General features: G+C 72.7%; 28 protein-coding genes. 16 read left to right on the top strand and 12 right to left on the bottom strand.

Annotated features, from left to right (window positions below):
- Positions 1-198: 198 nt before the first annotated feature.
- A complete protein-coding gene (locus tag ACIOD1_RS34025) occupies positions 199-582 on the bottom strand; it encodes a hypothetical protein (protein WP_401906974.1) in 384 nt (127 codons plus the stop codon).
- Positions 579-758, bottom strand: a complete 180-nt coding sequence (locus ACIOD1_RS34020; protein ID WP_365628692.1) for a hypothetical protein — start codon at positions 756-758, stop codon at positions 579-581. The genes ACIOD1_RS34025 and ACIOD1_RS34020 overlap by 4 nt, the downstream gene beginning before the upstream one ends.
- 105 nt (positions 759-863) lie before the next feature.
- Here ACIOD1_RS34020 and ACIOD1_RS34015 point away from each other — a divergent pair, with 105 nt between their 5' ends.
- The 8 genes from ACIOD1_RS34015 to ACIOD1_RS33980 all read left to right on the top strand — a co-directional run bounded on the left by ACIOD1_RS34015 (position 864) and on the right by ACIOD1_RS33980 (position 7,727).
- Positions 864-1,499, top strand: a complete 636-nt coding sequence (locus ACIOD1_RS34015; RefSeq protein WP_401906971.1) for a TetR family transcriptional regulator — start codon at positions 864-866, stop codon at positions 1,497-1,499.
- A 101-nt stretch (positions 1,500-1,600) separates the two neighbouring features.
- Complete coding sequence (locus ACIOD1_RS34010) at positions 1,601-2,446, top strand: HipA family kinase (protein ID WP_365628687.1); 846 nt, start codon at positions 1,601-1,603, stop codon at positions 2,444-2,446.
- Positions 2,443-2,826, top strand: coding sequence for a DUF3037 domain-containing protein (locus tag ACIOD1_RS34005; protein ID WP_365628684.1), 384 nt, complete (start codon positions 2,443-2,445; stop codon positions 2,824-2,826). Before ACIOD1_RS34010 ends, ACIOD1_RS34005 begins: the two co-directional genes overlap by 4 nt.
- A gap of 158 nt (positions 2,827-2,984) precedes the next feature.
- A complete protein-coding gene (gene fabG / locus ACIOD1_RS34000) occupies positions 2,985-3,746 on the top strand; it encodes a 3-oxoacyl-ACP reductase FabG (RefSeq protein WP_365628681.1) in 762 nt (253 codons plus the stop codon).
- Positions 3,747-3,780: 34 nt separating this feature from the next.
- Entirely contained in the window at positions 3,781-4,542 is a 762-nt protein-coding gene (locus ACIOD1_RS33995; protein WP_365628678.1) for an SDR family oxidoreductase, read from the top strand.
- 152 nt (positions 4,543-4,694) lie between these two features.
- Entirely contained in the window at positions 4,695-6,275 is a 1,581-nt protein-coding gene (locus ACIOD1_RS33990; RefSeq protein WP_365628675.1) for an ABC transporter substrate-binding protein, read from the top strand.
- 119 nt (positions 6,276-6,394) lie between these two features.
- Complete coding sequence (ung, locus tag ACIOD1_RS33985) at positions 6,395-7,063, top strand: uracil-DNA glycosylase (protein WP_365628794.1); 669 nt, start codon at positions 6,395-6,397, stop codon at positions 7,061-7,063.
- A 100-nt stretch (positions 7,064-7,163) separates the two neighbouring features.
- Positions 7,164-7,727 carry a hypothetical protein gene (locus ACIOD1_RS33980; RefSeq protein WP_365628673.1) on the top strand — a complete coding sequence of 188 codons (564 nt, stop codon included), beginning with the start codon at positions 7,164-7,166 and terminating at the stop codon, positions 7,725-7,727.
- 35 nt (positions 7,728-7,762) lie between these two features.
- Here ACIOD1_RS33980 and ACIOD1_RS33975 read toward each other — a convergent pair whose 3' ends face one another.
- The gene (locus ACIOD1_RS33975; RefSeq protein ID WP_401906967.1) at positions 7,763-8,293 is read right to left on the bottom strand and encodes a hypothetical protein; all 531 of its coding nucleotides are present in this window, start codon (positions 8,291-8,293) and stop codon (positions 7,763-7,765) included.
- A gap of 116 nt (positions 8,294-8,409) precedes the next feature.
- Positions 8,410-8,931 carry a DinB family protein gene (locus ACIOD1_RS33970; protein WP_365628667.1) on the bottom strand — a complete coding sequence of 174 codons (522 nt, stop codon included), beginning with the start codon at positions 8,929-8,931 and terminating at the stop codon, positions 8,410-8,412.
- A gap of 85 nt (positions 8,932-9,016) precedes the next feature.
- Here ACIOD1_RS33970 and ACIOD1_RS33965 point away from each other — a divergent pair, with 85 nt between their 5' ends.
- The gene (locus ACIOD1_RS33965; RefSeq protein ID WP_401906964.1) at positions 9,017-9,928 is read left to right on the top strand and encodes a Gfo/Idh/MocA family protein; all 912 of its coding nucleotides are present in this window, start codon (positions 9,017-9,019) and stop codon (positions 9,926-9,928) included.
- Here ACIOD1_RS33965 and lnt read toward each other — a convergent pair.
- From lnt to ACIOD1_RS33940, 5 genes are all read right to left on the bottom strand, one after another.
- Positions 9,867-11,411, bottom strand: a complete 1,545-nt coding sequence (gene lnt / locus ACIOD1_RS33960; RefSeq protein ID WP_401906961.1) for an apolipoprotein N-acyltransferase — start codon at positions 11,409-11,411, stop codon at positions 9,867-9,869. The genes ACIOD1_RS33965 and lnt overlap by 62 nt on opposite strands.
- Before the next feature lie 136 nt (positions 11,412-11,547).
- Positions 11,548-12,015 carry a nuclear transport factor 2 family protein gene (locus tag ACIOD1_RS33955; RefSeq protein WP_365628658.1) on the bottom strand — a complete coding sequence of 156 codons (468 nt, stop codon included), beginning with the start codon at positions 12,013-12,015 and terminating at the stop codon, positions 11,548-11,550.
- A 69-nt stretch (positions 12,016-12,084) separates the two neighbouring features.
- Positions 12,085-12,261, bottom strand: a complete 177-nt coding sequence (locus ACIOD1_RS33950) for a hypothetical protein (protein ID WP_365628655.1) — start codon at positions 12,259-12,261, stop codon at positions 12,085-12,087.
- Positions 12,262-12,358: 97 nt separating this feature from the next.
- On the bottom strand, positions 12,359-13,237 hold the full coding sequence (locus ACIOD1_RS33945) for an undecaprenyl-diphosphate phosphatase (RefSeq protein WP_365628652.1): 879 nt from the start codon (positions 13,235-13,237) through the stop codon (positions 12,359-12,361).
- A gap of 47 nt (positions 13,238-13,284) precedes the next feature.
- Complete coding sequence (locus tag ACIOD1_RS33940) at positions 13,285-14,001, bottom strand: VTT domain-containing protein (RefSeq protein WP_365628649.1); 717 nt, start codon at positions 13,999-14,001, stop codon at positions 13,285-13,287.
- Positions 14,002-14,050: 49 nt separating this feature from the next.
- Between ACIOD1_RS33940 and ACIOD1_RS33935 the strand changes: the two genes are divergently transcribed.
- From ACIOD1_RS33935 to ACIOD1_RS33920, 4 genes are all read left to right on the top strand, one after another.
- Entirely contained in the window at positions 14,051-14,236 is a 186-nt protein-coding gene (locus ACIOD1_RS33935; RefSeq protein WP_365628646.1) for a hypothetical protein, read from the top strand.
- Between the two features lie 380 nt (positions 14,237-14,616).
- A complete protein-coding gene (gene tuf, locus ACIOD1_RS33930) occupies positions 14,617-15,795 on the top strand; it encodes an elongation factor Tu (protein WP_365628643.1) in 1,179 nt (392 codons plus the stop codon).
- Between the two features lie 90 nt (positions 15,796-15,885).
- A complete protein-coding gene (locus ACIOD1_RS33925; protein ID WP_401906956.1) occupies positions 15,886-16,734 on the top strand; it encodes a patatin-like phospholipase family protein in 849 nt (282 codons plus the stop codon).
- A gap of 78 nt (positions 16,735-16,812) precedes the next feature.
- Complete coding sequence (locus tag ACIOD1_RS33920; RefSeq protein ID WP_365628791.1) at positions 16,813-17,604, top strand: fused MFS/spermidine synthase; 792 nt, start codon at positions 16,813-16,815, stop codon at positions 17,602-17,604.
- Positions 17,605-17,617: 13 nt separating this feature from the next.
- Here the strand turns inward: ACIOD1_RS33920 and ACIOD1_RS33915 are convergent, their stop codons facing one another.
- Together ACIOD1_RS33915 and ACIOD1_RS33910 are read right to left on the bottom strand one after the other, a co-directional pair.
- A complete protein-coding gene (locus tag ACIOD1_RS33915; protein WP_401906954.1) occupies positions 17,618-18,976 on the bottom strand; it encodes an MFS transporter in 1,359 nt (452 codons plus the stop codon).
- A gap of 122 nt (positions 18,977-19,098) precedes the next feature.
- A complete protein-coding gene (locus tag ACIOD1_RS33910; protein ID WP_365628635.1) occupies positions 19,099-20,133 on the bottom strand; it encodes a hypothetical protein in 1,035 nt (344 codons plus the stop codon).
- A gap of 111 nt (positions 20,134-20,244) precedes the next feature.
- Here ACIOD1_RS33910 and ACIOD1_RS33905 point away from each other — a divergent pair, with 111 nt between their 5' ends.
- From ACIOD1_RS33905 to ACIOD1_RS33895, 3 genes are all read left to right on the top strand, one after another.
- Positions 20,245-20,688 carry a DUF4442 domain-containing protein gene (locus tag ACIOD1_RS33905; protein WP_365628788.1) on the top strand — a complete coding sequence of 148 codons (444 nt, stop codon included), beginning with the start codon at positions 20,245-20,247 and terminating at the stop codon, positions 20,686-20,688.
- Between the two features lie 133 nt (positions 20,689-20,821).
- Positions 20,822-21,022, top strand: coding sequence for a type II toxin-antitoxin system VapB family antitoxin (locus ACIOD1_RS33900; protein WP_365628632.1), 201 nt, complete (start codon positions 20,822-20,824; stop codon positions 21,020-21,022).
- 222 nt (positions 21,023-21,244) lie between these two features.
- Positions 21,245-21,973 carry a DedA family protein gene (locus ACIOD1_RS33895; protein WP_401906951.1) on the top strand — a complete coding sequence of 243 codons (729 nt, stop codon included), beginning with the start codon at positions 21,245-21,247 and terminating at the stop codon, positions 21,971-21,973.
- Between the two features lie 63 nt (positions 21,974-22,036).
- Here the strand turns inward: ACIOD1_RS33895 and ACIOD1_RS33890 are convergent, their stop codons facing one another.
- Positions 22,037-22,612, bottom strand: coding sequence for a gamma carbonic anhydrase family protein (locus tag ACIOD1_RS33890; protein WP_365628626.1), 576 nt, complete (start codon positions 22,610-22,612; stop codon positions 22,037-22,039).
- Positions 22,613-22,663 lie beyond the last annotated feature (51 nt).

The raw sequence follows: 22,663 nt of genomic DNA, 5'->3' as shown, positions 1-22,663 counted from the left end.
ACCTGCCCACCCGGAGACAGCACACTACTGGGCCGGGCCCGGTGGCCGTGAAGGCGAACGGGGATCGTCCGGAGGTCGGGACAGCTCACGCCCTGCCACTGCCCGATCCGCGGGGCGTCAATCAGGCCGGGCCGCCTCCCGCGGATCGTGTCGGGCGGGTGGGCGGGATCCGAAACGGAGGCCTTGTCCCGGGGGCCGTCAGCCGAGGCTCCAGGACCAGGTGTGGTCCGCGCTGACCAGGCAGGCCAGGACCACGAGGTCGGCGACGCCGAGGGCCAGCCCGAGGCGGGCGCGGCCGGGGCGGCTCGTCCCGCGGATCAGGGCGAGGCCGGCGAGGACGATCGCGATCGGTCCGAGCACGAGGTTCATCGCCAAGAGCCCCACCAGGCCGGACAGGAAGGAGACGACGGCCATGGTGTCGGCCTCGCGGACCGTCCCGCGCCGCTCGACGGGCGGCGAGGCGGGCGGCTCGGCGGGCCGCTCGGGAGTGGCGACGGCGGCGGTGTCCGGGCCGGTGGACCGGGGTCGTGTCGTCGGGCCGGTGGGGTGGTGTTCCTGGACGGTGGTCCGGTGCGGGGTCATGACGAACCTCCCTGGCGGCCGGCGCGGTGGTGCCGCCCGGTCCGCTCCCGTACGGCGAAGACCATGAGCCAGGCGGCGATCGCGACCGTCGCGACGAGCGTGACCGCCGCCGGAACGTGGGCCACGGTTCCCAGCAGGATCCCCATGAGCATCAGAGCCGCTACGAGGAAGAGCATGGTGCTTCCTCCTTCAGTTCCCTGGAGTTGGTAACAGTTGTTCACTGACTACCCAGTCTAAATCATGGCATGCGGCTCCCGCGGGATGAGGGTTTACTTTCCGTCATGAACCAAGCTGTCGGGGCCCGTCAAGCCCAACGCCTCCGCACCCGCCGGGCCTTGCTGGACGCCGCGCTCGCGCTCCTGGAGGAGCAGAACCTGAGCGGTCTCGGCCTGCGGGAGGTGACCCGGGCGGCGGGAGTGGCGCCGACGGCGTTCTACCGGCACTTCCCGGGCGTCGAGGAACTGGGGATCGCGCTGGTGGACGAGGCGTTGGAGAACCTGCACGAGGGCATCTCCTCGATCTTCGACAGCTCGGGGATCGCCGCCCGACGTATCGACCAGGCGGTGGACTTGATGGCCGGACTCGTGCGGGCGTACCCCGCGCACCTCCGTTTCATCGTCCGGGAGCGGCACGGAGGCGTACGCCGGGTGCGCGAGGCGGTGGCCGGTCGGCTGGACGGCTTCGCCCGGGACATGGCCGAAAACCTCGCCGCCGACCCGCTCGGCGCCGGGTGGAGCCCCGCGGACCTGCTGATGCTCGCCCGCCTGTACGTCGACCACATGGTGATGACGGCTTCCGCCTACCTGGCGGCGGCCCTGGAGGGCAACGGGTGGGCCGACGTCACGGACACCGCGCGGCGCCAGCTCCGTCTGATCCACGCGGGACGGCTCAACTGGGCGGGCGCCCACGGCGCGTGAGGCGCCCGTCGCCCGCCCCGTCGCCGAGGCGATCGTGACGCGTGCCCGCCCGCTAAGGGCTGTCCCGTAATCCGTGGTGGATCAGCCCTTAGCCTGGGGAAATGCTCACAGAAGTGATCGCGACCCGCTACGTCACGCCCCTGCGTGAGGGCGGCTCGCTCCCGGGGATCGTCGAGGCCGACGACCTCGGGACCTACGTCATGAAGTTCACCGGCGCCGGCCAGGGCCGCAAGACCCTCGTCGCCGAAGTCGTCTGCGGGCGCCTCGCCCAGCGGCTGGGCCTGCGCGTCCCGCGGCTGGTGCAGATGCAGCTCGACCCGGTCATCGGCTTGGGGGAGCCCGACCAAGAGGTTCAGGAGCTGCTCAAGGCCAGCGGCGGTCTGAACCTCGGCATGGACTACCTGCCGGGCTCGATCGGCTTCGACCCGCTCGCCTACCGCGTCGACGAGGTCGAGGCGGGGCGCGTGGTCTGGTTCGACGCCCTGATCAACAACGTCGACCGGTCCTGGCGCAACCCGAACCTGCTCGTCTGGCACGGGGACCTGTGGCTCATCGACCACGGCGCCACCATGATCTGGCACCACAACTGGCCCACCGCGCGGGCCGCGGCGGCCAAGCCCTACAACGCCTCCGACCACGTCCTCGCCCCCGTCGGCCCGGACATCGCGGCGGCCGCCGCCGAGCTGGCCCCCCTGGTGACGGAGGAGCTCCTCACCGAGGTCGCGGCCGACGTCCCGGACGAATGGCTCGTCGACGAGCCGGGCTTCGACTCCACCGACGCGGTGCGCCGCGCCTACGTGGAGGCGTTGCTGCCGCGTGCGGCCACGATCCACGAGAGGATCACGATGGAGGCCGAGGTCAAGCCGAGGTCCGGGCCGCCCGGATGGCTCGCCGAACGCCTCGCCCCCCACCCGGACAAGAACAAGAAGAAGAGCGACAGCGAGTGACCAAGCGGGACGTGTTCGAATACGCGCTGGTGCGAGTGGTGCCCCGGATGGAGCGCGGCGAGTGTTTCAACGCCGGCGTCATCGTCTACTGCCGGGGGCGCTCGTACGTCGCCGCGCGCACCCACCTCGACGAGGCGAAGCTCCTCGCGCTGGATCCCGGGGCCGACGTGGCCGGGGTACGGGCCGCCCTGCGGGGCGTCGAGGGGCTCTGCGCGGGCGGGGAGCGGGCCGGGCAGGCCGCGGGCGACGACCCGGGGCGACGGTTCCGCTGGCTGATCGCCCCCCGCAGCACGGTGGTCCAGCCGGGCCCCGTCCACACCGGCCTGACGGCCGACCCCGCGGCGGAGCTGGAGCGCCTCTTCGGCCTGCTCGTTTCCTAGGACGTGCCCCGGGGCCGGGGCGTGTCCGCCAAACTCCTCCCCGGCGCGCGGCGCGGCGTTGACACGGGGTGCCAGGGCTCCTAGCGTCTCCTCAGCTGAAGCTACTAAGCGGTTGCTCACCTCCGGGCGACCGTGTCTCAAGGGCGAGGAGATCCAGCATGTCCACCACCGAGCAGCGCGTAGCGATCGTGACCGGGGCGGCCCGGGGCATCGGCGCGGCCACCGCCCTGCGGCTGGCCGCGGAGGGTCGCGCGGTCGCCGTGCTCGACCTCGACGAGGCGGCCTGCAAGGACACCGTCGAGGCCATCACGGCGGCCGGCGGCAAGGCCCTCGCCGTCGGCTGCGACGTCTCCGACGCCGCTCAGGTGGAGGCGGCCGTGGAGCGCGTCGCGAGCACGCTGGGCGCGCCCACGATCCTGGTCAACAACGCGGGCGTGCTCCGTGACAACCTGCTCTTCAAGATGAGCGAGACCGACTGGGACACGGTCATGAACGTGCACCTGCGCGGTGCGTTCCTGATGGCGCGGGCCTGTCAGAAGTACATGGTGGAGGCCAAGTTCGGCCGCGTCGTGAACCTCTCCAGCAGCTCCGCCCTCGGCAACCGCGGTCAGGCCAACTACGCGGCGGCCAAGGCGGGTCTGCAGGGCTTCACCAAGACCCTGGCCATCGAGCTGGGCAAGTTCGGCGTCACGGCCAACGCGGTGGCCCCCGGTTTCATCGTGACGGAGATGACCGCCCAGACGGCGGCCCGCGTGGGCATGGGCTTCGAGGAGTTCCAGCACGCCGCCGCCTCCCAGATCCCGGTGCAGCGCGTCGGCCACCCCGAGGACATCGCGAACGCCATCGCCTTCTTCACCGGCGAGGCCGCGGGCTTCGTGTCCGGCCAGGTCCTGTACGTGGCCGGCGGCCCGCTCAACTGACGACGGCTGGTCCACGAGAGGCAGGGCGTACGGCATGACGTACAACGGCATCGACAGCGGCAGGGCGGCCCTGGTCACCGGGGCGAGCCGGGGCATCGGCTACGGGATCGCGGAGGCGCTGGTCGCCCGGGGCGACCGGGTCTGCATCACGGGGCGCAACGAGGACGCGCTCAAGGAGGCCGTGGAGCGGCTCGGCGCGGACCGGGTGATCGGTGTGGCAGGCAAGGCGCACGACGAGGCCCACCAGGGCGTCGCGGTGGAGCGTGCCATGGAGGCCTTCGGCCGCGTGGACTTCCTGGTGAACAACGCGGGCACGAACCCGGTCTTCGGGCCGATCGCCGACCTGGACCTGGGGGTGGCGCGGAAGGTCTTCGAGACCAACGTGATCTCCGCGCTCGGTTTCGCCCAGCGGACCTGGCACGCCTGGCAGAAGGAGAACGGCGGGGCGATCGTGAACATCGCCTCGATCGCCGGCCTCTCCGCCTCGCCCTTCATCGGGGCGTACGGGATGAGCAAGGCCGCGATGGTCAACCTCACCCTCCAGCTCGCGCACGAGATGGCACCGGGGGTGCGGGTGAACGCCATCGCCCCCGCGGTGGTCAAGACGAAGTTCGCGCAGGCGCTCTACGAGGGTCGCGAGCAGGAGGCGGCCGCCGCCTATCCGCTGGGCAGGCTCGGGGTGCCCGCCGACATCGGAGGCGCCGCGGCATTCCTCACATCTGCACAAGCGGAATGGGTCACGGGGCAAACTCTGGTCGTCGACGGAGGAATGTTCCTGAATGCCGGTGTGCACTGACCGATAAACGGACGCATTTGCCTCCCGCTGGGAGGCAAATGCGTACCGAATGCGCCCTTAAACGGTCAAGTGCCTCACGAAACCTGCCCATTGGATTTGTGACGCACTGCGGTAGGGTCTGCCGCACCCCTGGCTGATCGAGGAGCGTGCACGTGTTCAACCGGACCAGATGCCTGCAGATCACTGCGGCCGTTGCGTCCATATCCCTGCTCGCCGGATGCGGTCTGCTTTCGGACGGCAGCGGGGACGCGGGGAAGCGGATCGTCGTCGGCACGACGAGCGCCCCGAGCAACCTCGATCCGGCGGCGGCCTGGGACGGTTCCTGGGAGCTCTACCGGAACATCTACCAGACCCTCCTGGCCTTCCCGACGGGCAGCACCAAGCCCCAGCCGGACGCCGCGCAGAGCTGCGAGTTCACCGACTCCCGCAACGAGTCCTACCGCTGCGTCCTGCGCAAGGGCCTCAAGTTCTCCGACGGCGAGACGCTCGACGCCAAGGCGGTCAAGCACTCGATCGACCGGATCATGAAGATCAACCACAAGTTCGGTCCCCAGGGGCTCTTCGCGAACCTGGACAAGATCGAGACCCCGGACGCGCTGACGGTCGTCTTCAACCTCAAGACCCCCGACGCGACCTTCCCCTACGTGCTCGGCTCCCCGGCCGCCTCCCTGGTGGCGCCCAAGGAGTATCCGGCCGACAAGATCCGCTCCGACGGCAAGATCACCGGCTCCGGTCCCTACGTCCTCAGCTCCTACTCGGAGGGCGAGGCGGTCCTCGACCGCAACGACACCTACGCCGGCTTCGCGAACCGCCGCAACGACGCCGTGACCATCCGTTACTTCAAGGATTCCCAGAAGATGGTCGCCGCGCTCAAGGGCAAGGAGATCGACGCCACCTACCGCGGTCTGTCCGCGGTGGAGATCAAGGACCTGGAGACGCCCGCCTCGCACAACCAGGGCGTCCAGGTCGTCGAGAACGTCGGCGCGGAGATCCGGTACCTGGTCTTCAACCCGAAGGACCCGATGGTCGCCAAGACCCCGGTGCGCCAGGCGATCGCGCAGATCATCGACCGCGGCGCGCTCGTCTCCAAGGTCTACCAGGGCACCGCCGAACCGCTGTACTCGATGGTCCCCAAGGGACTCATCGGCCACAAGACGCCCTTCTTCGACCTCTACGGCCAGCCCGACGTCGCCAAGGCCAGGAAGATCCTCAAGGACGGCGGGATCACCCAGCCCGTCGAGCTGACCTTCTGGTACACCACGGACCGCTACGGCGCCTCCACGGCCGACGAGTTCACCGAGATCAAGCGCCAGCTCGAAGAGAGCACCCTCTTCAAGGTCACCCTGCGCGGCAAGCCCTGGATCGAGTTCCAGGAGGGCTACAAGAACGGCGAGTACCCGGTCTTCGGCCGCGGCTGGTTCCCCGACTTCCCGGACCCGGACAACTTCATCGCGCCGTTCGTCGGCAAGACGAACGCGGTCGGCACCCCGTACGAGCCCGCCGACATCCTCACCAAGATCCTGCCGGACTCCCGCCGCCAGAGCGACCGCTCCGCCGGGGCCAAGGAGTTCGAACAGGCCCAGCAGATCTTCGCCCAGGACGTCCGGCTGCTCCCGCTGTGGCAGGGCAAGCTCTACGTCGGGGCGCGCGAGGACATCGCGGGCGCCGAGCGGGCCCTGGACCCGCAGACCGCCATGCAGATGTGGGAGTTGTACCGCAAGACCAGCTGGTGACGGACGGTCGCCTCCCCGCGGGGAGGCGACCGGTCGCGGCGTTGTCAGTGGCCCCCGGTAGGTTCGGAGCAGTTGCACGCTTGCACGAACTTGTACCGGAGGTTGTCGACGTGACCCAGATGCTGCCCGAGTCCTGGCTCCCCGTTCTCGGTGGGGAGCTGGAGCAGCCCTATTTCGGTGAACTCACCGAATTCGTCGAGAAGGAGCGGGCGAACGGTCCGGTCTACCCGCCCCGCGAAGAGGTCTTCGCGGCCCTGGACGCCACACCGTTCGACAAGGTGAAGGTCCTGGTCCTCGGCCAGGACCCCTACCACGGCGCCGGACAGGGACACGGCCTGTGCTTCTCCGTGCGGCCCGGCGTGAAGACCCCGCCCTCGCTGCGCAACATCTACAAGGAGATGAAGGAGGAGCTCGGCCTGCCGGTCCCCGACAACGGGTACCTGATGCCGTGGGCCCGGCAGGGCGTGCTCCTGCTCAACGCCGTGCTCACCGTCCGTGAGGCCGAGCCCAACTCGCACAAGGGCAAGGGCTGGGAGAAGTTCACCGACGCCGTCATCCGCGCCGTGTCCGACCGGCCCGACCCGGTCGTCTTCGTGCTCTGGGGCGCCTACGCCCAGAAGAAGATCCCGCTGATCGACGAGGCGCGCCACGTCATCGTCAAGGGCGCCCACCCCTCGCCGCTGTCGGCCAAGAAGTTCTTCGGCTCCCGTCCCTTCACCCAGATCGACGAGGCCGTGGCCGCCCAGGGCCATGAGCCGATCGACTGGCGGATTCCGGACCTGGGCTGACACCACCCCGCGCCTAGGCGTCAGAGCCGTTGCCTCCGGCTAGCTTCTTGATGATCGGACCGGACCGGGTCCGCTCATCGGAAGCCAGCCGGAGGCCGCCTTGACGGAGCAGCAGGAGGCGTCGGAGGACGCCGTCATGACCAGGATCGGCCAAGCGGTCATCCTGCTGCACGCGGGCGACCGCGAGGAGGCCCGCAACCGCCTCGGTGACATCTGGACCGAGATCGGCGACGAGGGCGACTTCCTGCACCGCTGCACCCTCGCGCACTACATGGCCGACGCCCAGGACGACCCCGCCGACGAGCTGGCCTGGGACCTGCGCGCCCTCACCGCCGCCGACGGCCTCGGCGGGCGCCCCTACGAGATCCCGCCCGGACGGGCCGCGGCGGGCGGCCCCGGACCGAGCGCGACCGGGCGGGCGCAGCCGCACCCGGCGGTGCGCGCGTTCTACCCCTCGCTGCACCTCAGCCTGGCCACCGACTACGTCAAGCTGCGCCGGCCCGAAGCCGCCCGGGTCCACCTCGCGCGGGCCCGGGCGGCCACCGTCGCGCTGGCCGACGACGGCTACGGCAACGGGGTGCGGGCCGCGATCGCCCGCCTGGAGCGGCGGCTCGCGGCGGAGCCGCCACCCCGGCCCCGACCGTTCCCCGAACAGTCCCCGTAGGGCGTACGGGGCGAGGCGGCGCGCGGCGGGGTGGGTCAACCCTCGTGGACGCCGGCGCAGATGCGGGCCTCCGGGCTGTCCGGGTGCCAGCGGCCGTGCCGACGACCCAGGGCGCACACGTCGGCCGGGCGGACCGGGAGCTCCCGCACCAGCCGGTCCGGGACCTCCGCACCGGGGCGCACCGGATGCGGACGCCCCTCGGGATGCTCTGCGGGCCGCGCGGGGCGCCGACGGGGTTCGGGGATGTCCGGCACCGGGGGAGCGGCCCCGGGGGCCCGTACGGGCGGCTGGGAAGCGCCGCGCGCCGCGCCCCGGCCGGCGGCCGTGGGTCCCGAGGGGCGACCGGCCCCTCCGGGCACCGCCGTGAGCGCCTCCAGCGCGGGGGCCTGGACCACCACCGGCAGCGCCCCCGGGGCCCCGCGCGGCTCGTACTGGGGCGGCTGCCCCGCCGCGGGGGCGCCGGCCGGCCGCAGTGGCGCCGGGGTCACGTTCACACAGCCGGAGACGGCCGAGACGGCACAGGCGACTCCGAGGAGCACCTTCGTGGAGGTTCGGGTGGGATGCACCCGCGCAACTCTGCTGTGCCGGGGCCCCGTCGGGAAAACCGCGGGCCCGAATTCACCCCGCACGGGTGACGGCGAGGGGGTGTCCGGCGGACAGCGCCCCGGACACCCCGGCCGGGCTATTCGCCCGTCACCCCGTCGATGTGCTCGCGCAGCAGGTCCGCGTGCCCGTTGTGGCGCGCGTACTCCTCGATCATGTGGTGGTAGACCCAGCGCAGGCTGAAGACCTCGCCGTCGCGGTGGGCCGCGCCCGCCGAGAGCAGGTCGAGCGGGTGTCCCGCGGCCGCGCGCCGCGCCAGGTCCACCTCGCGGTGCCACGCCCCCTCGGCCTCGTCCCAGGTGTCCCCGCCGCCGAACTCGAAGTCGCCGTCGCGGTGCTCGCGCGTGCTGTAGAGGTCGGGCAGGTCCTCGCCGAGCATGATCTCGCGGAACCAGTAGCGCTCCACCTCGGTCATGTGCCGCACCAGCCCGAGCAGGCTCAGTCCGGACGGCTTCAGCGGGGTCAGGCGCAGTTCCTCCTCGGTGAGTTCCTCGCACTTCCAGGCGAGGGTGGAGCGGTGGTAGTCGAGCCAGCCTTCCAGCATCTCGCGCTCGTCGGCGGTCGTGGAGGGTTCGGGGCGGTGCGATCCGTCGGAGGTCATGGCCTCCATCCTGGTCGAACCGCCCCCCTCCCACCAGGGATTAAGCTGCCGGATGACCCACCCGGCACAGATCAGGAGGCACCCGGTGAAGATCGGCGTCATCGGACTCGGCGACATCGCCCAGAAGGCGTACCTGCCCGTCCTCACCACCCGTCCCGGAGCCGAGCTGCACCTCCAGACGCGCACCCCCGCGACCCTGGACCGGATCGGCGCGCTCCACCACCTCCCGGCCGAGCGCCTCCACACCACGCTCGACGGTCTCCTCGCGCAGGGCCTCGACGCCGCCTTCGTGCACGCCCCGACGGCCGCGCACCCGGAGATCGTGGAGCGGCTGCTGGAAGCGGGCGTGCCCACGTACGTGGACAAGCCGCTGGCCTACGAACTCTCCGAGTCGCGGCGCCTGGTGGAACTGGCCGAGGAACGCGGGGTCAGCCTCTTCGTCGGCTTCAACCGCCGCTACGCGCCCGGTTACGCGCAGTGCGCCGAGCACCCCCGCGAGCTGATCGTCATGCAGAAGAACCGGGTGGGGCTCCCCGAGGACCCGCGCACGCTCGTCCTCGACGACTTCATCCACGTCGTCGACACCCTGCGCTTCCTGCTGCCCGGCGAGCCCGACCACATCGACGTGCGGGCCGTGGTGCGCGACGAGCTGATGCACCAGGTGGTCCTCCAGATGTCCGGCGACGGGTTCACCGCCCTCGGTGTGATGAACCGGCTGTCCGGGTCCACCGAGGAGGTCCTCGAAGTCTCCGGGCAGGACTCCAAGCGTCAGGTCGTCAATCTCGCGGAGATCATCGACCACAAGGGGCAGCCGACCGTGCGCCGGCGCGGCGACTGGGTGCCCGTGGCCCGCCAGCGCGGCATCGAGCAGGTCGTCGACACCTTCCTGGAGGCCGTCGAGGCGGGGACGACCCTCAGTGCCCGGGACGCGCTCCTCACCCACGAGCTGTGCGAGCGGGTCGTGCTGACGGCTCTGGAGCAGGCTTCCCGAACCTGACCGCCCCGGCCCCCCTGGCCGCGCAGTACGCCGCCAGCGCGGCCAGGCAGAGCCCGCCCGGCCAGTTCCCGAAGCGGACGAAGAGGGTCGTGCCCCGGGCGAGGGGCACCTCGTACACCTCCGCCGCGCGCGCCGAGGTCGCCAGGGGCGCCCCGACGCGCTCGCCCGAGGGCCCGGCCACGGCGCTGATCCCGGTCAGGGTGGCGTGCACCACGGGACGGCCGGTCTCGGCGGCGCGCAGGGCGGCCAGCGAGGCGTGCTGCGCCGGGGCCCAGCCGTCCTGGAAGGACGAGGTCGACGATTGGGCGACGAGGACCCCGGCGCCCTCGGCGACCAGGTGCCGGCTCATGTCCGGGAACGCCGACTCGAAGCACACCAGCGGCCCGAGCCGGACGCCCCCGGGCAGTTCCATCACCACCGGGGACCGTCCGCGCACCCGGTCCTCGTCGGCGGCCTTCCCGGCGGAGGTGGCCCAGCCCAGCACCGCGCGGGCGGGCACGTACTCGCCGAAGGGGACGAGCCGCATCTTGTCGTACCGGTCTCCGGTGGGGCCCTCGGGGCCCACCATGACGGCGCTCTTGTATATCCCGGGCCGGTCCGAGCCGCGCGCGTCCACGTTCACCAGCAGCGGGGCCCCGACCTCGCGGGACAGGGCCGCCAACCGCCCGGACAGGTCCGGCCGCGCCCCCAGGTCCGCGCCGACGCTGCTCTCCCCCCAGACGACCAGGTCGGGCCGGCGCCCCACCAGGGTCCGGGTCAGCCGCTCCCCGGCGTCGAAGCGGCGCTCCGCCGCGTCGGGGCCGTCCGCGATCGGGCCGGGCTGGACCACGGCCACCCGCAGGGTGCCCGAGACCTCCGGGCGGGGCAGCCACAGCCACACCACCCCCGTCAGCACCGCGCACCCCGCCACGGAGGCCACCGCCGGGACCCGCGCCGCCGGCGCCGTGCACAGCAGCACCACCGCGCAGTTCACCGCCACTACCAGCAGGCTCACCAGCCACACCCCGCCCAAGGAGGCCAGCCGCAGCACGGGCGGTACCTCCCACTGACTGGCGCCCAGCAGCCCCCAGGGCCCGCCCAACCCCTGCCAGGACCGGGCCAGCTCCGACAACAGCCACCCCGCCGGTACGAGGAGCAGCGCCGCCCCCGCCCGCCCCGGGGCCGGGCTCCCGCCGAGCAACTCCCGCACCAGCAGGGCCCAGGGGATCCAGAGCAGCCCCAGCAGGGCGGCCAGCGGGACCAGGAACACGTGCAGGCTCGGCAGCAGCCAGTGGTGCACCGCCACGATGAACCCCGCGCCGCCCAGCCACCCCTCCAGGGCCGCCCGCCGCCCGGAGGGGGCGGAGCGCAGCAGCAGCATCCAGGGCACGAGGGCGACGTAGGCGAACCACCACCAGGCCGGAGCGGGGAAGACGAGGCAGGGGAGCGCCCCGGCGGCCACCGCGCCCGCCGCACGCCACCTACGGGTCCGCTTCGTGAGCATGGGGCGCCTCCGCTCTCCAGTGTGGGACAGGCCCCGGCCGAACGCGGCTCGGAGGACCGGGGAGCCGTACGGGGCTCCCGGGGCCCACGTGCCCGGGGGAGCGGCCGGCATGTGCCCGGGTCGCCGCGCAGCCGGCTCAGGCGGACAGGTGCCGCCACTTCTCGCGCACGGTGACGCCGTCGAGCCGCCAGCCGTCGGAGGTGCGGGCGAGCGTGAAGACGTACCGTCCGGCCGCCACGAAGTTGGGGGCGGTGACGCTGCCGTCGAACTCCGGACCCGCCAACCGCATGGGATTGACGAAGTCCGCCCGCACCCGGGCCGAGTCTCCCGGGCCGCCGCCCGAGTCCGAGAGTTCGACCAGCCGGTTGACGATGAGGTGCTGGCGCACCGGGAACAGCGTCATGGTCTCGGCGAGCCAGTCCGCCACCTCGTCGGCCGGACCCTCGACCCCGCCCGCCTCGGTGTAGTCGGCCCGGCCGCCCGGGGCGAACAGGGCCCGGTAGGCGTCCCAGTCCCCGTCGTCCACGGCCACCGCGTAGCCCGAGACCACCTCGTCGATGGCCAGTCGGTCCATAACCGTCGCGAGGTCCACACGCTGCGTCATCGGGACAGTGTGGGGGTGTGGCGCCGCGAGGCCAAGGGGCGTGTGGCGCCGGGATCTCCGTACGGGGCGTCAGCGGCCGGAATGCGCCTCCCGCTGTCGGACCACCACCAGGAAGGCGTCACTGGCCAGGTCCATCACCACCTCCGCCCGCACCCCCTCGCGCTTGCGCTGCTCCGCGTACTCCTCCGCCGGCCAGCTCCCCCTCGGGCTTCCGGCCGGAAAACGTTCCAATACCACACGACTCATGGGACACCCCCTGCTGTTCTGCCTTACGTAGGCACAACGACGCGGAGGCCGCCCGGGAACGTTCCCGAGCGGCCTCCGGTTCACGCGAACGAGCCGCCTAGGTGCCGGACTCGCCCGCGTGGGGGCTGAGCACACCCATGCCGATCAGGGCGAACAGGACGATGCCGAGCAGGATGCGGTAGATCACGAACGGCATGAAGCTCTTGTTGGAGATGAACTTCATGAACCAGGCGATGACCGCGTAGCCGACGAAGAAGGCGATGATCGTCGCGAAGATCGTCGGACCCCAGGTGATGTGACCCGGGGTGTCGATCACGTCCTTGATCTCGAACGCGCCCGAGGCCAGCACGGCCGGGATGGCGAGGAGGAAGGAGTAGCGGGCGGCGGCCTCGCGGGTGAAGCCGAGCAGCAGACCGCCGGAGATCGTCGCGCCCGAGCGAGAGACGCCCGGGATCAGCGCCATGGCCTGGCAGACACCGAAGACCAGACCGTCCTTGACGCCGAGTTCCTTCAGCGTCTTGCGCTGGACGACGACCCGGTGGCGGCCGCCCTCCTCGTCACGGGAGGCCCGCCAGTCGGCGAAGCCGAGGACGAGGCCCATCAGGATCAGGGTGGTGGCGGTCAGTCGCAGGTCACGGGCCGGGCCCACGATCTGGTCCTTGAAGGCGACGCCGAGGACACCGATCGGGATGGAACCGACGATGACCAGCCAACCCATCTTCGCGTCGTGGTTCGAACGCATCGACTTGTCGAACAGCGAGCGGAACCACGAGGAGATGATCCGCGCGATGTCCTTGCGGAAGTAGATGAGGACGGCGGCCTCGGTACCGATCTGGGTGATGGCGGTGAAGGCCGCGCCGGGGTCGTGCCAGCCGGCGAACGCCGCGGTGAGGCGCAGATGGGCACTGGAGGAGATCGGGAGGAACTCCGTAAGCCCCTGGACGAGACCGAGGACTAGGGATTCGAACCAGCTCATGTCGGGGTGCGCTCGTCCTTGTGATCGTCGGGCAGTTCGGTCCGATGCTAGGGCCCGTGGGAACCGGCCGTGACCACAGGGGGGTGTTGGGGAAGCGACTCGTGGGTAGGGGCGGGGGCCAATCGGTGCCGCTTGCGCCACGCGACGGCCGCGGCGACCACTCCCGAGACGGCGATGAAGCCGAACGAGGCCAGGAAGGCGGGGGATCCGGGGGAGGAGGCACTGGCCCCGGCGATCACGTACGCGGCGGTGTTCGGGACGGTGCCCAGCGCCGTCGCGAGGAGGAAGGGGAGCCAGCCGCAGCGGGAGAGCGCCGCCAGGTAGTTGGCCAACGCGAAGGGCACCCCGGGGAAGATCCGGACGGCCAGCATCGAGCGGAAGCCGTGCCGGCTCAGCTGGTCGTCGGCCACCCGCAGCCAGCGCCCGCGCAGGTACGGACGCAACGCCGCCTGGCCCATGGCCCGACCCAGCCCGAAGGAGATGCCGGCCGCCAGGACCGTCCCGCCCACGGCCGCCACCAGCCCGAACCGCGATCCGAGGACCGCCCCGGCGGCGAGGTTCAGCAGTGGGCGCGGCACGAACGCCGCCGCGCACAGTCCGTACGCGCCCGCGAACACCAGGGCCGCCACGCCCATCGGGAGCCCTGGGGGGAGCCCCTGCGACAGCAGTCGCTGGGGCTCGAACAGCAGCACGCACACCCCGGCCGCGACGAGCAGCACGACGAGCAGTGACAGCCGGGTCCACGGCGCGAGGAGGAGGGACATTCCGGGAGGGTAACGGACACGTGTGGAGCGGCGCCGTAATCCGTGCCTCATGCGGCCGAACTCCCGGCGACTGCCTTCCGTCGCCCGCCCGGGCGCCTTCGTGGAGCGCACGGCTCCGGTCGGACCCGCCGCGGCCGGCCCCGGGCAGGCCGCGGCGGTGGTCGCGTACGGGAACGACCTCCCGCCCCGCCCGGCGCCGCCGACCCCGAGCGCCATCGGCCGTCCCGGACCGTGACGAAGGACACTCCGCGCGCGGAAGCCGTGCCGGCCCGCGCGCCGCTCGCACCGCGCCGACGGCCCCTCGCGGAGCGTGAGCGCCGGTGGGGCCGTCCTCGTCGCCGGGCCCCGTCAAGGGCTCCCGCCCGCCCGGTAATTCGTTCGACGCCGACCGCCGCCTCGGGCAGGATCGGCGACATGTCCCGGTACGCCTTCCCCGCAGCGCCGTCCGCAGTCGCGGACGCGCCGAAGGCTGCCGTGCCCACCGGAGCACCCGCCCTCGCCGCGTTCGACGGCGCACGAAGCTGACCCTCCCCGGATCGTCCGGCGGACCCCGCAGGGGGAGGGTCGGTCCGCTCCGGGGGTCCCGTTCCAGCTTCGAGCCACGGGAAAGACATCATGGCCAAGACGGCCTTCACGCGCACCAAGCCGCACCTCAACATCGGCACCATGGGTCACGTCGACCACGGCAAGACCACCCTCACCGCCGCCATCACCAAGGTCCTCGCCGAGCGCGGTGGCGCCTCGTACGTCCCCTTCGACCGCATCGACCGGGCCCCCGAGGAGGCCCGCCGCGGCATCACCATCAACCTCACGCACGTCGAGTACGAGACCGACACCCGGCACTACGCCCACGTCGACATGCCCGGACACGCCGACTACATCAAGAACATGGTCACCGGCGCGGCCCAGCTCGACGGGGCGATCCTCGTCGTCTCCGCCCTCGACGGGGTCATGCCCCAGACCTCCGAGCACGTCCTGCTCGCCCGTCAGGTGGGGGTCGACCACATCGTCGTCGCGCTCAACAAGGCCGACGCCGGCGACCCCGAGCTGACCGACCTGGTCGAGCTGGAGGTCCGCGACCTGCTCACCTCGCACGGGTACGGAGGTGACACCGCGCCGGTCGTACGGGTCTCCGGGCTCGGCGCGCTCCGGGGCGAGCCGCGCTGGACGGGATCGATCGAGGCGCTGCTCGACGCGGTGGACACCTACGTGCCGACACCGGTGCGGTACACGGACGCCCCGTTCCTGCTGCCCGTCGAGAACGTCCTGACCATCACCGGCCGCGGCACCGTCGTGACCGGGGCCGTCGAGCGCGGCACCGTCCGCGTCGGCGACCGCGTCGTGGTCCTCGGCGGGGACGGCGAGCCCGTCGAGACGGTCGTGACCGGGCTGGAGACCTTCGGCAAGCCGATGGAGTCCGCCGAGGCCGGGGACAACGTCGCGCTGCTCCTGCGCGGGGTCCACCGCGACGGGGTCCGCCGCGGCGCGGTGGTCGCCGCGCCCGGCAGCGTGGTCCCGAGCCGGCGCTTCACGGCGCGGGTGTACGTCCTGTCGGCCCGTGAGGGAGGCCGGACGACGGCCATCGCCTCCGGCTACCGGCCACAGTTCTACCTCCGCACCGCGGACGTGGTCGGAGACGTCGACCTCGGCGAGGCCGGCGTGGCCCGGCCCGGGGAGACCGTCGCCATGACCGTCGAACTGGGCCGGGACGTGCCCCTGGAGGCCGGGATGGGCTTCGCGATCCGCGAGGGCGGACGCACCGTCGGCGCGGGGACGGTGACCCTCGTGGAATAGCGGGCGGTGTGGTGTGGTGACGGCGGCCCGGCTGCGTCAGACTGCCGTCACCACACGGGCCCGCCAGGGCGCAGCGAGGGGCGGACGGCGATGAGCGGTGACACGGCACTGGTGCTCGGCGGCGGCGGACTGACCGGCATCGGCTGGGAGACCGGGATCCTGTACGGGCTGGCCCGGGCGGGCGTGGACCTCTTCGGCGCCGACCTGGTCGTCGGCACCTCGGCGGGTTCCGTCGTCGGAGCCCAGCTCGCCTCCGGGCTGCTCACCCCGCAGGAGCTGTACGAGCGCCAGCTCGGCGACGCCTCCGAGGAGGTCGCCGCGAGGTTCCGGGCCGGGCTCGTGGCCCGCTACGCCCTGGCGCTGGCCCGGTCCCGGGACGGCGCGGCCTTCCGGCGCCGGATCGGGGCCATGGCGCTGGCCGCCGACACCGCCGAGGACGAGGCCGCGCGGCGGGAGGTCCTGCGGGCCCGGCTCGTCTCGCACGAGTGGCCCGAGCGGCGCCTGGTCGTCACCGCCGTCGACGCCCTCACCGGGGAACTGGCCGCTTTCGACCGGGAGAGCGGCGCCGGACTGCTGGACGCCGTCTCGGCGAGCTGCGCCGTGCCCGGAGTGTGGCCGCCGGTCACCGTGGGAGGCCGCCGCTTCATCGACGGCGGGGTCCGCTCCGGGGCCAACGCCGACGTCGCGGCCGGATACCGGCGCGTGGTGATCCTCGCCCCCGTCGCCTCCGGTGGCGGACCGGTGCCCTCCCCGGCCGCGCAGGCCCAGCGGCTGCGGGCGGCCGGCGCGCGGGTGCTGCTGATCACCCCCTCCGCGCCGGCCCGCAAGACCTTCGGGCGCAACGTCCTGGACCCGGCCCGCCGGGACCCGGCCGCACGGGCCGGGCTCGCCCAGGCGGCGACCCTGGTGGCGGGGGCGAAGGCGGTGTGGGAGGGCTGAGCGGGGCCCGACAATGGTGGGGTGAGCGACGAACAGATCCCGGTCTTCCGGGAAGTGGGCCAGGGCACCGCCAAGCTGATGCCGGACGTGGACCGGGAGCGGGCCTGGCTGCTCACCGTGAACGGGGCTCCGCAGTCCTACGTCGACCTCGACGAGCCCGAGCACCTGGAGTTCGAGTACGTACGCCGCCTCGCGCACGTGCTGGACAGCGCGGCCGAGCCGGGCGCCCCCTTGGACCTGCTGCATCTCGGCGGCGGCGCCCTGTCCCTGCCGCGCTACGCCGCCTCGACCCGGCCGGGCTCCCGCCAGACGGTGGTCGAGTTCGACGCGGAGCTGCTGGAGCTGGTCGCCGAGCACCTGCCGCTGGAGCCCTCGGCGCGGGTGACCGTCCACGCCGCCGACGCACGGGCCTGGCTGGAGGAGGCTCCCGCGGCGAGCGCGGACGTCCTGGTCGCCGACGTGTTCGGGGGCTCCCGGGTGCCGGCTCAGCTGACCTCGGTGGAGTACGCGCGGGCCGCGGCGCGGGTCCTGCGGCCCGGCGGCCTGTACGTGGCGAACCTGGCCGACGGGGCCCCCTTCGCGTTCCTGAAGGCCCAGCTGGCGAACTTCGGCGCCGTCTTCGGGGAGTCGGCGCTGCTCGCCGAACCGGGGGTGCTGCGCGGGCGGCGCTTCGGCAACGCCGTGCTGTTGGCCTCCGACTCCCCGCTGCCCGTGGAGGCCCTGGCCCGGTGCTGCGCCGCCGACGCCTTCCCGGCCCGGGTGGTGGCGGGGGAGGCGCTGGCCCGCTTCGCGCGCGGGGGTCGGCCGGTGGCGGACGCCGACGCGGTGGCCTCTCCGGAGCCGCCGGCGGGGGCGTTCAGCCTGGCCTGAGCCGCACCACCGCTCAGGCCGTCTCCTTCACGACATCCACGGCGCTCACGGCGGTCACGGCGGTCGTGGCGGTGACGGCGGTCGTGGCGATGGGGGTCGCGGCCCCCGGCTGCGCGGGGACGCGAACCGGCGCCGGCCTGCGGGTCATCCGGCGTACGTCCGGGACGAACAGCACCGCGGCGGTGCCGACGATCACGAGCGCCGCGCAGCCCCACAGGGCGGAGGTCCGTCCGAAGGCGGTCTCGGCCGGGCCCGCGAGGGCGGTGGCCAGCGGCAGCATGGACACCGAGCCGAACCAGTCGTAGGCGGAGACCCGGGAGAACTTCTCCTCCGGGATCTCCTGGTGCATGGTCGTCATCCAGTTGACGCCGAACACCTCGATCGCCGCCCCGCTCACGAACATCACCGCGCACAGTCCCCAGGTGGGCAGCGGTACCGCCAGCCCCGCCGAGGGCAGCGCCAGCGGGAACACGCACAGGGTGCCGACCAGCAGCAGACGGCGCGGTTTCCACGCCATCATCAGTACGGCTCCCGCGATGGTGCCCACCCCGAAGCAGGCCAGCGCGATGCCCCAGGGGGCGGGACCGCCCAGTCGGTCGCGGGCCACCAGAGGTCCGTAGACCGCCTCGGCGGCGCCGACGACGGCGACGACCACGGAGAACTGGAGCACGATGCTCCACAACCAGGGCCGGGTACGGACTTCCGCCCAGCCCTCGCGCAGATCGGCCAACAGGCCGCCTCCGGGAGCCCGGTCGGGCACGTGGCTCACGTCGAGGAAGGCCCGGAGCGCGCCCGCGACGGCGAAGGCCACCGCGTCCACGGCCAGGACCCAGCCGGGGCCGATCGCGGCGATCATCGCCCCGCCGAGGGCGGCGCCGCCGATCCCGGCGCCGTTCATGGCCATCCGGAAGAGGGCGAAGGCACGGTTCGCGTGCTCGCCCGTGACGCTGGAGAGCAGCATGCCCTCGGCGGCCGGGTTGAAGAAGGCGGTACCGGTGCCGCACAGCGCGGTGAGCAGCATCATCTGCCACAGCTGGGGGTCGCCGGCCAGCACGAGCACGGCGAAGGCCGCCTGCGAGACGCAGTTGAGGGCGTTGGCCGCGACCATCACGCGGTGGCGCGGAAGCCGGTCGGCGAGCGCGCCGCCCACGAGCAGGAAGAGGACGAGGGGCAGCGTACGGGCGGCGGCGACGAGGCCGACGTCCCCGCCGGACCCGCCCGACTCCAGTACGGCGAACGCCGCGGCGATGAGGGCCCCGTGGCTGCCGAGGTTGGTGACGACGGCGGCGCCCGTCAGCAGGGTGTAGTTGCGGCCGGCCCATTCGGGACGGCGGCGGGCGGCCGAGGAGGATGCGGCGGGGGGATGGCTCACCCCCGGACTATCTCCCGCCCCCGGCCCCGGATCCAAACGAAAATCCGGAAAGCGGACGTTGGGGCCGGGTGGGGCGGGGATCCGCGCCGCCCGGCCGGTCCGGGGCCGGGCGGGAGCGCGGATCAGCCGGTGGTGAGGCGCACCGAGCTGAGGATCTTCTCGTACGTGGCCTGGTCCACCTCGCCGGGGACGTTCGCCGCGCCGTAGAGGACCCAGCTGGAGAAGTCACCGTTGGTGGTCTTGAAGCTGAACGCGATGCTCTTGCCGTCCGAGGAGCACTTGTTCGCCTTGGGCTGGCCGGACACGGTCGCGGTCGTCACGTGGCCCTTGAGTCCGGAGGAGGTCGTGTACTCCTTGGGCTCGGAGAGCTTGACGGTGCCCTTGGGCGCCTTCTGCGCGTACGCGGCGAAGACCCAGTTGCCGGCCTCGTTGCGCGATGCCGAGGCGGTGTCCGTCGCGCCCTGTCCGCCCTTGGTGCCGCTGGCGGCCAGCGCGGTCGACTCCTCGCTGCCGTTCTTGTCGGAGTCGACCTTGCACCAGTCCTGCTTGAGGTAGGCCGGTGAGGAGAACGAGATCAGCGGGGACCCGTCGTTCTTGGACTCGTCCTCGATGCCGGAGATGTATCCGGCACCCAGCGCCTCCCACTCCTGCGGGATGTCGAAGGCCGTGCCGTACTTCGGGTTGAGGACGACCTTCCAACCCGGGATCACCGGCTTGACGTCGCCGCCCGAACGCGGGTTGCCGCTGGGCGCGGCGGGCGTGGGGGCGCTGGGCGACACGGGCGCCGAGGAGGAGGCGGCCGGCTTGTCGTCGGCCTGGTCGTTGGTCTTGTCGTCCCGGGTCAGCACGAAGCCGGCCGTGGCGGCGGCGGTCACCACCACCGCGCAGACCGCGACGATGGCGACGGTGCGGGTCGAGAAGGGGCTTCCGCCGCCCGGCGGCGGAGGGGTCGGCTGGGCCTGACCCCACGGCTGCACCGGAGGAGGGGTCTGGTAGCCCGGCTGCGGGTAGCCGTATCCGGGCTGCTCACCGAACCCCTGGGGAGGCTGCTGCTGGTACGGGTTCGGCTGCCCCGGCTGCTGCTGGTACGGATTCTGATGCGCGTCCTGGGGGTTGGGCTGCTCTCCCCCGGGCGGCTGCTGCTGTCCTGGCCACATGGCCGGTAACGATAGTGGGAGCGGGCCGGGGGAGCCACGGCCGCCCCCGCCCCGGGTCTGGTCAACCACGCCTACCCGTGGGTAACATCGCGTGCCATGAGCGCAGAACAGATGAACGTGGGCGAACTGCTCGCCCAGACGGTGCCGATGGCCCGCACCCTGAACCTCGAATTCCTGGAGACGACCCCGGAGCGCGCCGTCGTCCGGCTGCCGGACCAGCCCGACTTCCACAACCACGTCGGCGGCCCGCACGCGGGAGCCATGTTCACCCTGGCCGAGTCCGCCAGCGGCGCCATCGTCCTGGCCGCCTTCGGCGACCAGCTCTCGCGCGCCGTGCCGCTGGCCGTCAAGGCCGAGATCGGCTACAAGAAGCTCGCCAAGGGCGTGGTCACCGCCACCGCCACGCTCGGCCGCCCGATCGCCGAGGTCGTGGCCGAACTCGACGCCGGCGGCCGGCCCGAGTTCCCCGTCTCCATCGCCATCCGGCGCGAGGACGAGGCCGTGACGGGCGAGATGACCGTCGTCTGGACCCTGCGCCCGAACGCCGGCGCCTGACGGAACGACCCCGTCCGCCCGGACCGCGCGGTCCGGGCGAACGTGCGGCGCTCCGGTCCCGGCGATGGGCCCCCCTGCGGGCGGACGCGGGGCTACGGTCGCGGGGACGACGCACCTTCGCGAAGGGGGCCCCATGGCCAAGGTCAACATCAGTCTCGACGCCGAACTCGTGGTGGAGGTGATGGTCCTCGCCGGGATCGGCTCGCCCCAGGACGCGGTGGAGGTCGTCGTACGGGACTACATCGCCCGCGGCCACCGCACCGAGGCCCTGGTCCGCCTCCAGGACGAACCCCGGCGCGAACCCGACGCCCTGCCCGGACAGCCGCAGGGCTGAACCTGGCCGGAAGGGTCGCGCACTCGGCGTGGGCGTGCCGCTCGCGCCGATGGGCCCCCCGATCCGCACGTCGGAACCGGACGCCGGGAGGTATCCGTCGTTTGTTCGTCGCGCGAACCACGGCTGCGGGGGAGGCCTTGGTGAGGAGCGGATAGGCTGCCCGTTCGGCGCGACCGGCGTGGTCAGGGGGTCCGGTCGGCGGAGACGAGGGAGGACGTACCGGTGCACATCCAGGAATGGCTGGAGACGATTCCGGCGATCAGTGTCTATCTCCTGGTGGGGCTGGTCATCGGACTGGAGAGCGTGGGCATCCCGCTGCCCGGGGAGATCGTCCTGGTCAGCTCGGCCCTGCTGGCCTCGCAGCAAGGTCACATCGACCCGGTGGTCCTCGGCCTCTGCGCGATCGCGGGCGCCGTCATCGGTGACTCGATCGGGTACGCGATCGGCCGCCGGGGCGGCAAGCCCCTGTTGGAGCGGCTGGGACGCCGCTTCCCCAAGCACTTCGGGCCCGAACACGTGGCCCTGGCCGAGCGGTCCTTCGACAAGTGGGGGATGTGGGCCGTCTTCTTCGGGCGGTTCATCGCCCTGCTGAGGATCTTCGCGGGGCCGCTGGCGGGCGTGCTGCGCATGCCGTACTGGCGCTTCCTCGTCGCGAACGTGCTCGGCGGGATCCTGTGGGCCGGCGGCACCACCGCCGTCATCTACTCGGTCGGCGTCGTCGCCGAGCCGTGGCTGAAGCGGTTCTCCTGGGCGGCGCTGCTGCTGGCCCTGCTGTTCGGGCTCGCCGTGACGCTGGTGGTGCGCCGGCGGATGAAGAAGGCCGCCGCCGAGATCGCGGAGGCCGCGAACCCGGCGGACGCGCCCGTGGTGCCGTCCCCGGCGGGGGACCCGGCCCCGACCCAGGCGGGCCCGACGGCCGTGTCCTCGGCCGCGAAGGGCTCGACGGACTGACCCGGACGGGCGGTCCGGGCGGCTCCGACCGCCGGGACCGGCCCGCACGGGCGTGTGGGGCGATCAGCCCCGTGGGGTTACCGACGCGCGGTGCTGCCCGGCCAGTTCGGTGTACATCAGGGCGTTGACCTTGATGCCCTCGCGCTCCTCCGCCGTGAGCTCCCGCCGCACCTTGGCCGGTACGCCCGCGACCAGCGAGCCGGGCGGGACCACCATCCCCTGCGGGACCAGCGCCTGCGCGGCCACCAGCGAACCGGCGCCGATCACGGCCCCGTTCAGCACGGTCGCGCCCATCCCGATCAGGCAGTCGTCCTCCACCGTGCAGCCGTGCACGACGGCGTTGTGGCCGATGGAGACCCGCTCGCCGATGGACACCGGGAAGCCGGGGTCCACGTGGACGGTGCAGTTGTCCTGCACGTTGCTGTCGGCGCCGAGCGTGATCGGTCCGCAGTCGGCCCGCAGGACCGCCGAATACCAGACGCTCGCGCCGGCGGCCAGGGTGACGTCGCCGACCACGACCGAGGTGGGGGCGGTGAAGGCCGTCGGATCGACGGTCGGCCGCCGGTCGCCGACGGCCGCGATCAGTGCCCCCGGGATGGCCGGGGTCGCCGGAGTGCCCGGGGTTCCCTGGTACGTCATGTTCGCTTCTCTCTGTTCGCGTGCCGCGCTACCGGCACCGTAGGGCACGCG

It is taken from the genome of Streptomyces sp. NPDC088097, from assembly GCF_044741845.1.
Lineage (GTDB): Bacteria > Actinomycetota > Actinomycetes > Streptomycetales > Streptomycetaceae > Streptomyces.
Note: the sequence above shows the minus strand (reverse complement) of the source record. Positions and strands in the feature narration are given on the sequence as shown.

What these genes read in the sequence shown, in the direction of transcription:
- ung (WP_365628794.1), top strand. Translation starts at nt 6,395, where the DNA reads ATGCTGCCCGAGTCCTGGCTCCCCGTTCTCGGTGGGGAGCTGGAGCAG.
- ACIOD1_RS34020 (WP_365628692.1), bottom strand. Translation starts at nt 758, where the DNA reads ATGCTCTTCCTCGTAGCGGCTCTGATGCTCATGGGGATCCTGCTGGGA.
- ACIOD1_RS33935 (WP_365628646.1), top strand. Translation starts at nt 14,051, where the DNA reads ATGCGGCCGAACTCCCGGCGACTGCCTTCCGTCGCCCGCCCGGGCGCC.
- lnt (WP_401906961.1), bottom strand. Translation starts at nt 11,411, where the DNA reads ATGCTCACGAAGCGGACCCGTAGGTGGCGTGCGGCGGGCGCGGTGGCC.
- ACIOD1_RS33950 (WP_365628655.1), bottom strand. Translation starts at nt 12,261, where the DNA reads ATGAGTCGTGTGGTATTGGAACGTTTTCCGGCCGGAAGCCCGAGGGGG.
- ACIOD1_RS33920 (WP_365628791.1), top strand. Translation starts at nt 16,813, where the DNA reads ATGCCGGACGTGGACCGGGAGCGGGCCTGGCTGCTCACCGTGAACGGG.
- tuf (WP_365628643.1), top strand. Translation starts at nt 14,617, where the DNA reads ATGGCCAAGACGGCCTTCACGCGCACCAAGCCGCACCTCAACATCGGC.
- ACIOD1_RS33970 (WP_365628667.1), bottom strand. Translation starts at nt 8,931, where the DNA reads ATGACCTCCGACGGATCGCACCGCCCCGAACCCTCCACGACCGCCGAC.
- ACIOD1_RS33945 (WP_365628652.1), bottom strand. Translation starts at nt 13,237, where the DNA reads ATGAGCTGGTTCGAATCCCTAGTCCTCGGTCTCGTCCAGGGGCTTACG.
- ACIOD1_RS33955 (WP_365628658.1), bottom strand. Translation starts at nt 12,015, where the DNA reads ATGACGCAGCGTGTGGACCTCGCGACGGTTATGGACCGACTGGCCATC.
- ACIOD1_RS33905 (WP_365628788.1), top strand. Translation starts at nt 20,245, where the DNA reads ATGAACGTGGGCGAACTGCTCGCCCAGACGGTGCCGATGGCCCGCACC.
- ACIOD1_RS33910 (WP_365628635.1), bottom strand. Translation starts at nt 20,133, where the DNA reads ATGTGGCCAGGACAGCAGCAGCCGCCCGGGGGAGAGCAGCCCAACCCC.
- ACIOD1_RS33995 (WP_365628678.1), top strand. Translation starts at nt 3,781, where the DNA reads ATGACGTACAACGGCATCGACAGCGGCAGGGCGGCCCTGGTCACCGGG.
- fabG (WP_365628681.1), top strand. Translation starts at nt 2,985, where the DNA reads ATGTCCACCACCGAGCAGCGCGTAGCGATCGTGACCGGGGCGGCCCGG.
- ACIOD1_RS33940 (WP_365628649.1), bottom strand. Translation starts at nt 14,001, where the DNA reads ATGTCCCTCCTCCTCGCGCCGTGGACCCGGCTGTCACTGCTCGTCGTG.
- ACIOD1_RS34015 (WP_401906971.1), top strand. Translation starts at nt 864, where the DNA reads ATGAACCAAGCTGTCGGGGCCCGTCAAGCCCAACGCCTCCGCACCCGC.
- ACIOD1_RS33900 (WP_365628632.1), top strand. Translation starts at nt 20,822, where the DNA reads ATGGCCAAGGTCAACATCAGTCTCGACGCCGAACTCGTGGTGGAGGTG.
- ACIOD1_RS34010 (WP_365628687.1), top strand. Translation starts at nt 1,601, where the DNA reads ATGCTCACAGAAGTGATCGCGACCCGCTACGTCACGCCCCTGCGTGAG.
- ACIOD1_RS33925 (WP_401906956.1), top strand. Translation starts at nt 15,886, where the DNA reads ATGAGCGGTGACACGGCACTGGTGCTCGGCGGCGGCGGACTGACCGGC.
- ACIOD1_RS33890 (WP_365628626.1), bottom strand. Translation starts at nt 22,612, where the DNA reads ATGACGTACCAGGGAACCCCGGGCACTCCGGCGACCCCGGCCATCCCG.
- ACIOD1_RS34025 (WP_401906974.1), bottom strand. Translation starts at nt 582, where the DNA reads ATGACCCCGCACCGGACCACCGTCCAGGAACACCACCCCACCGGCCCG.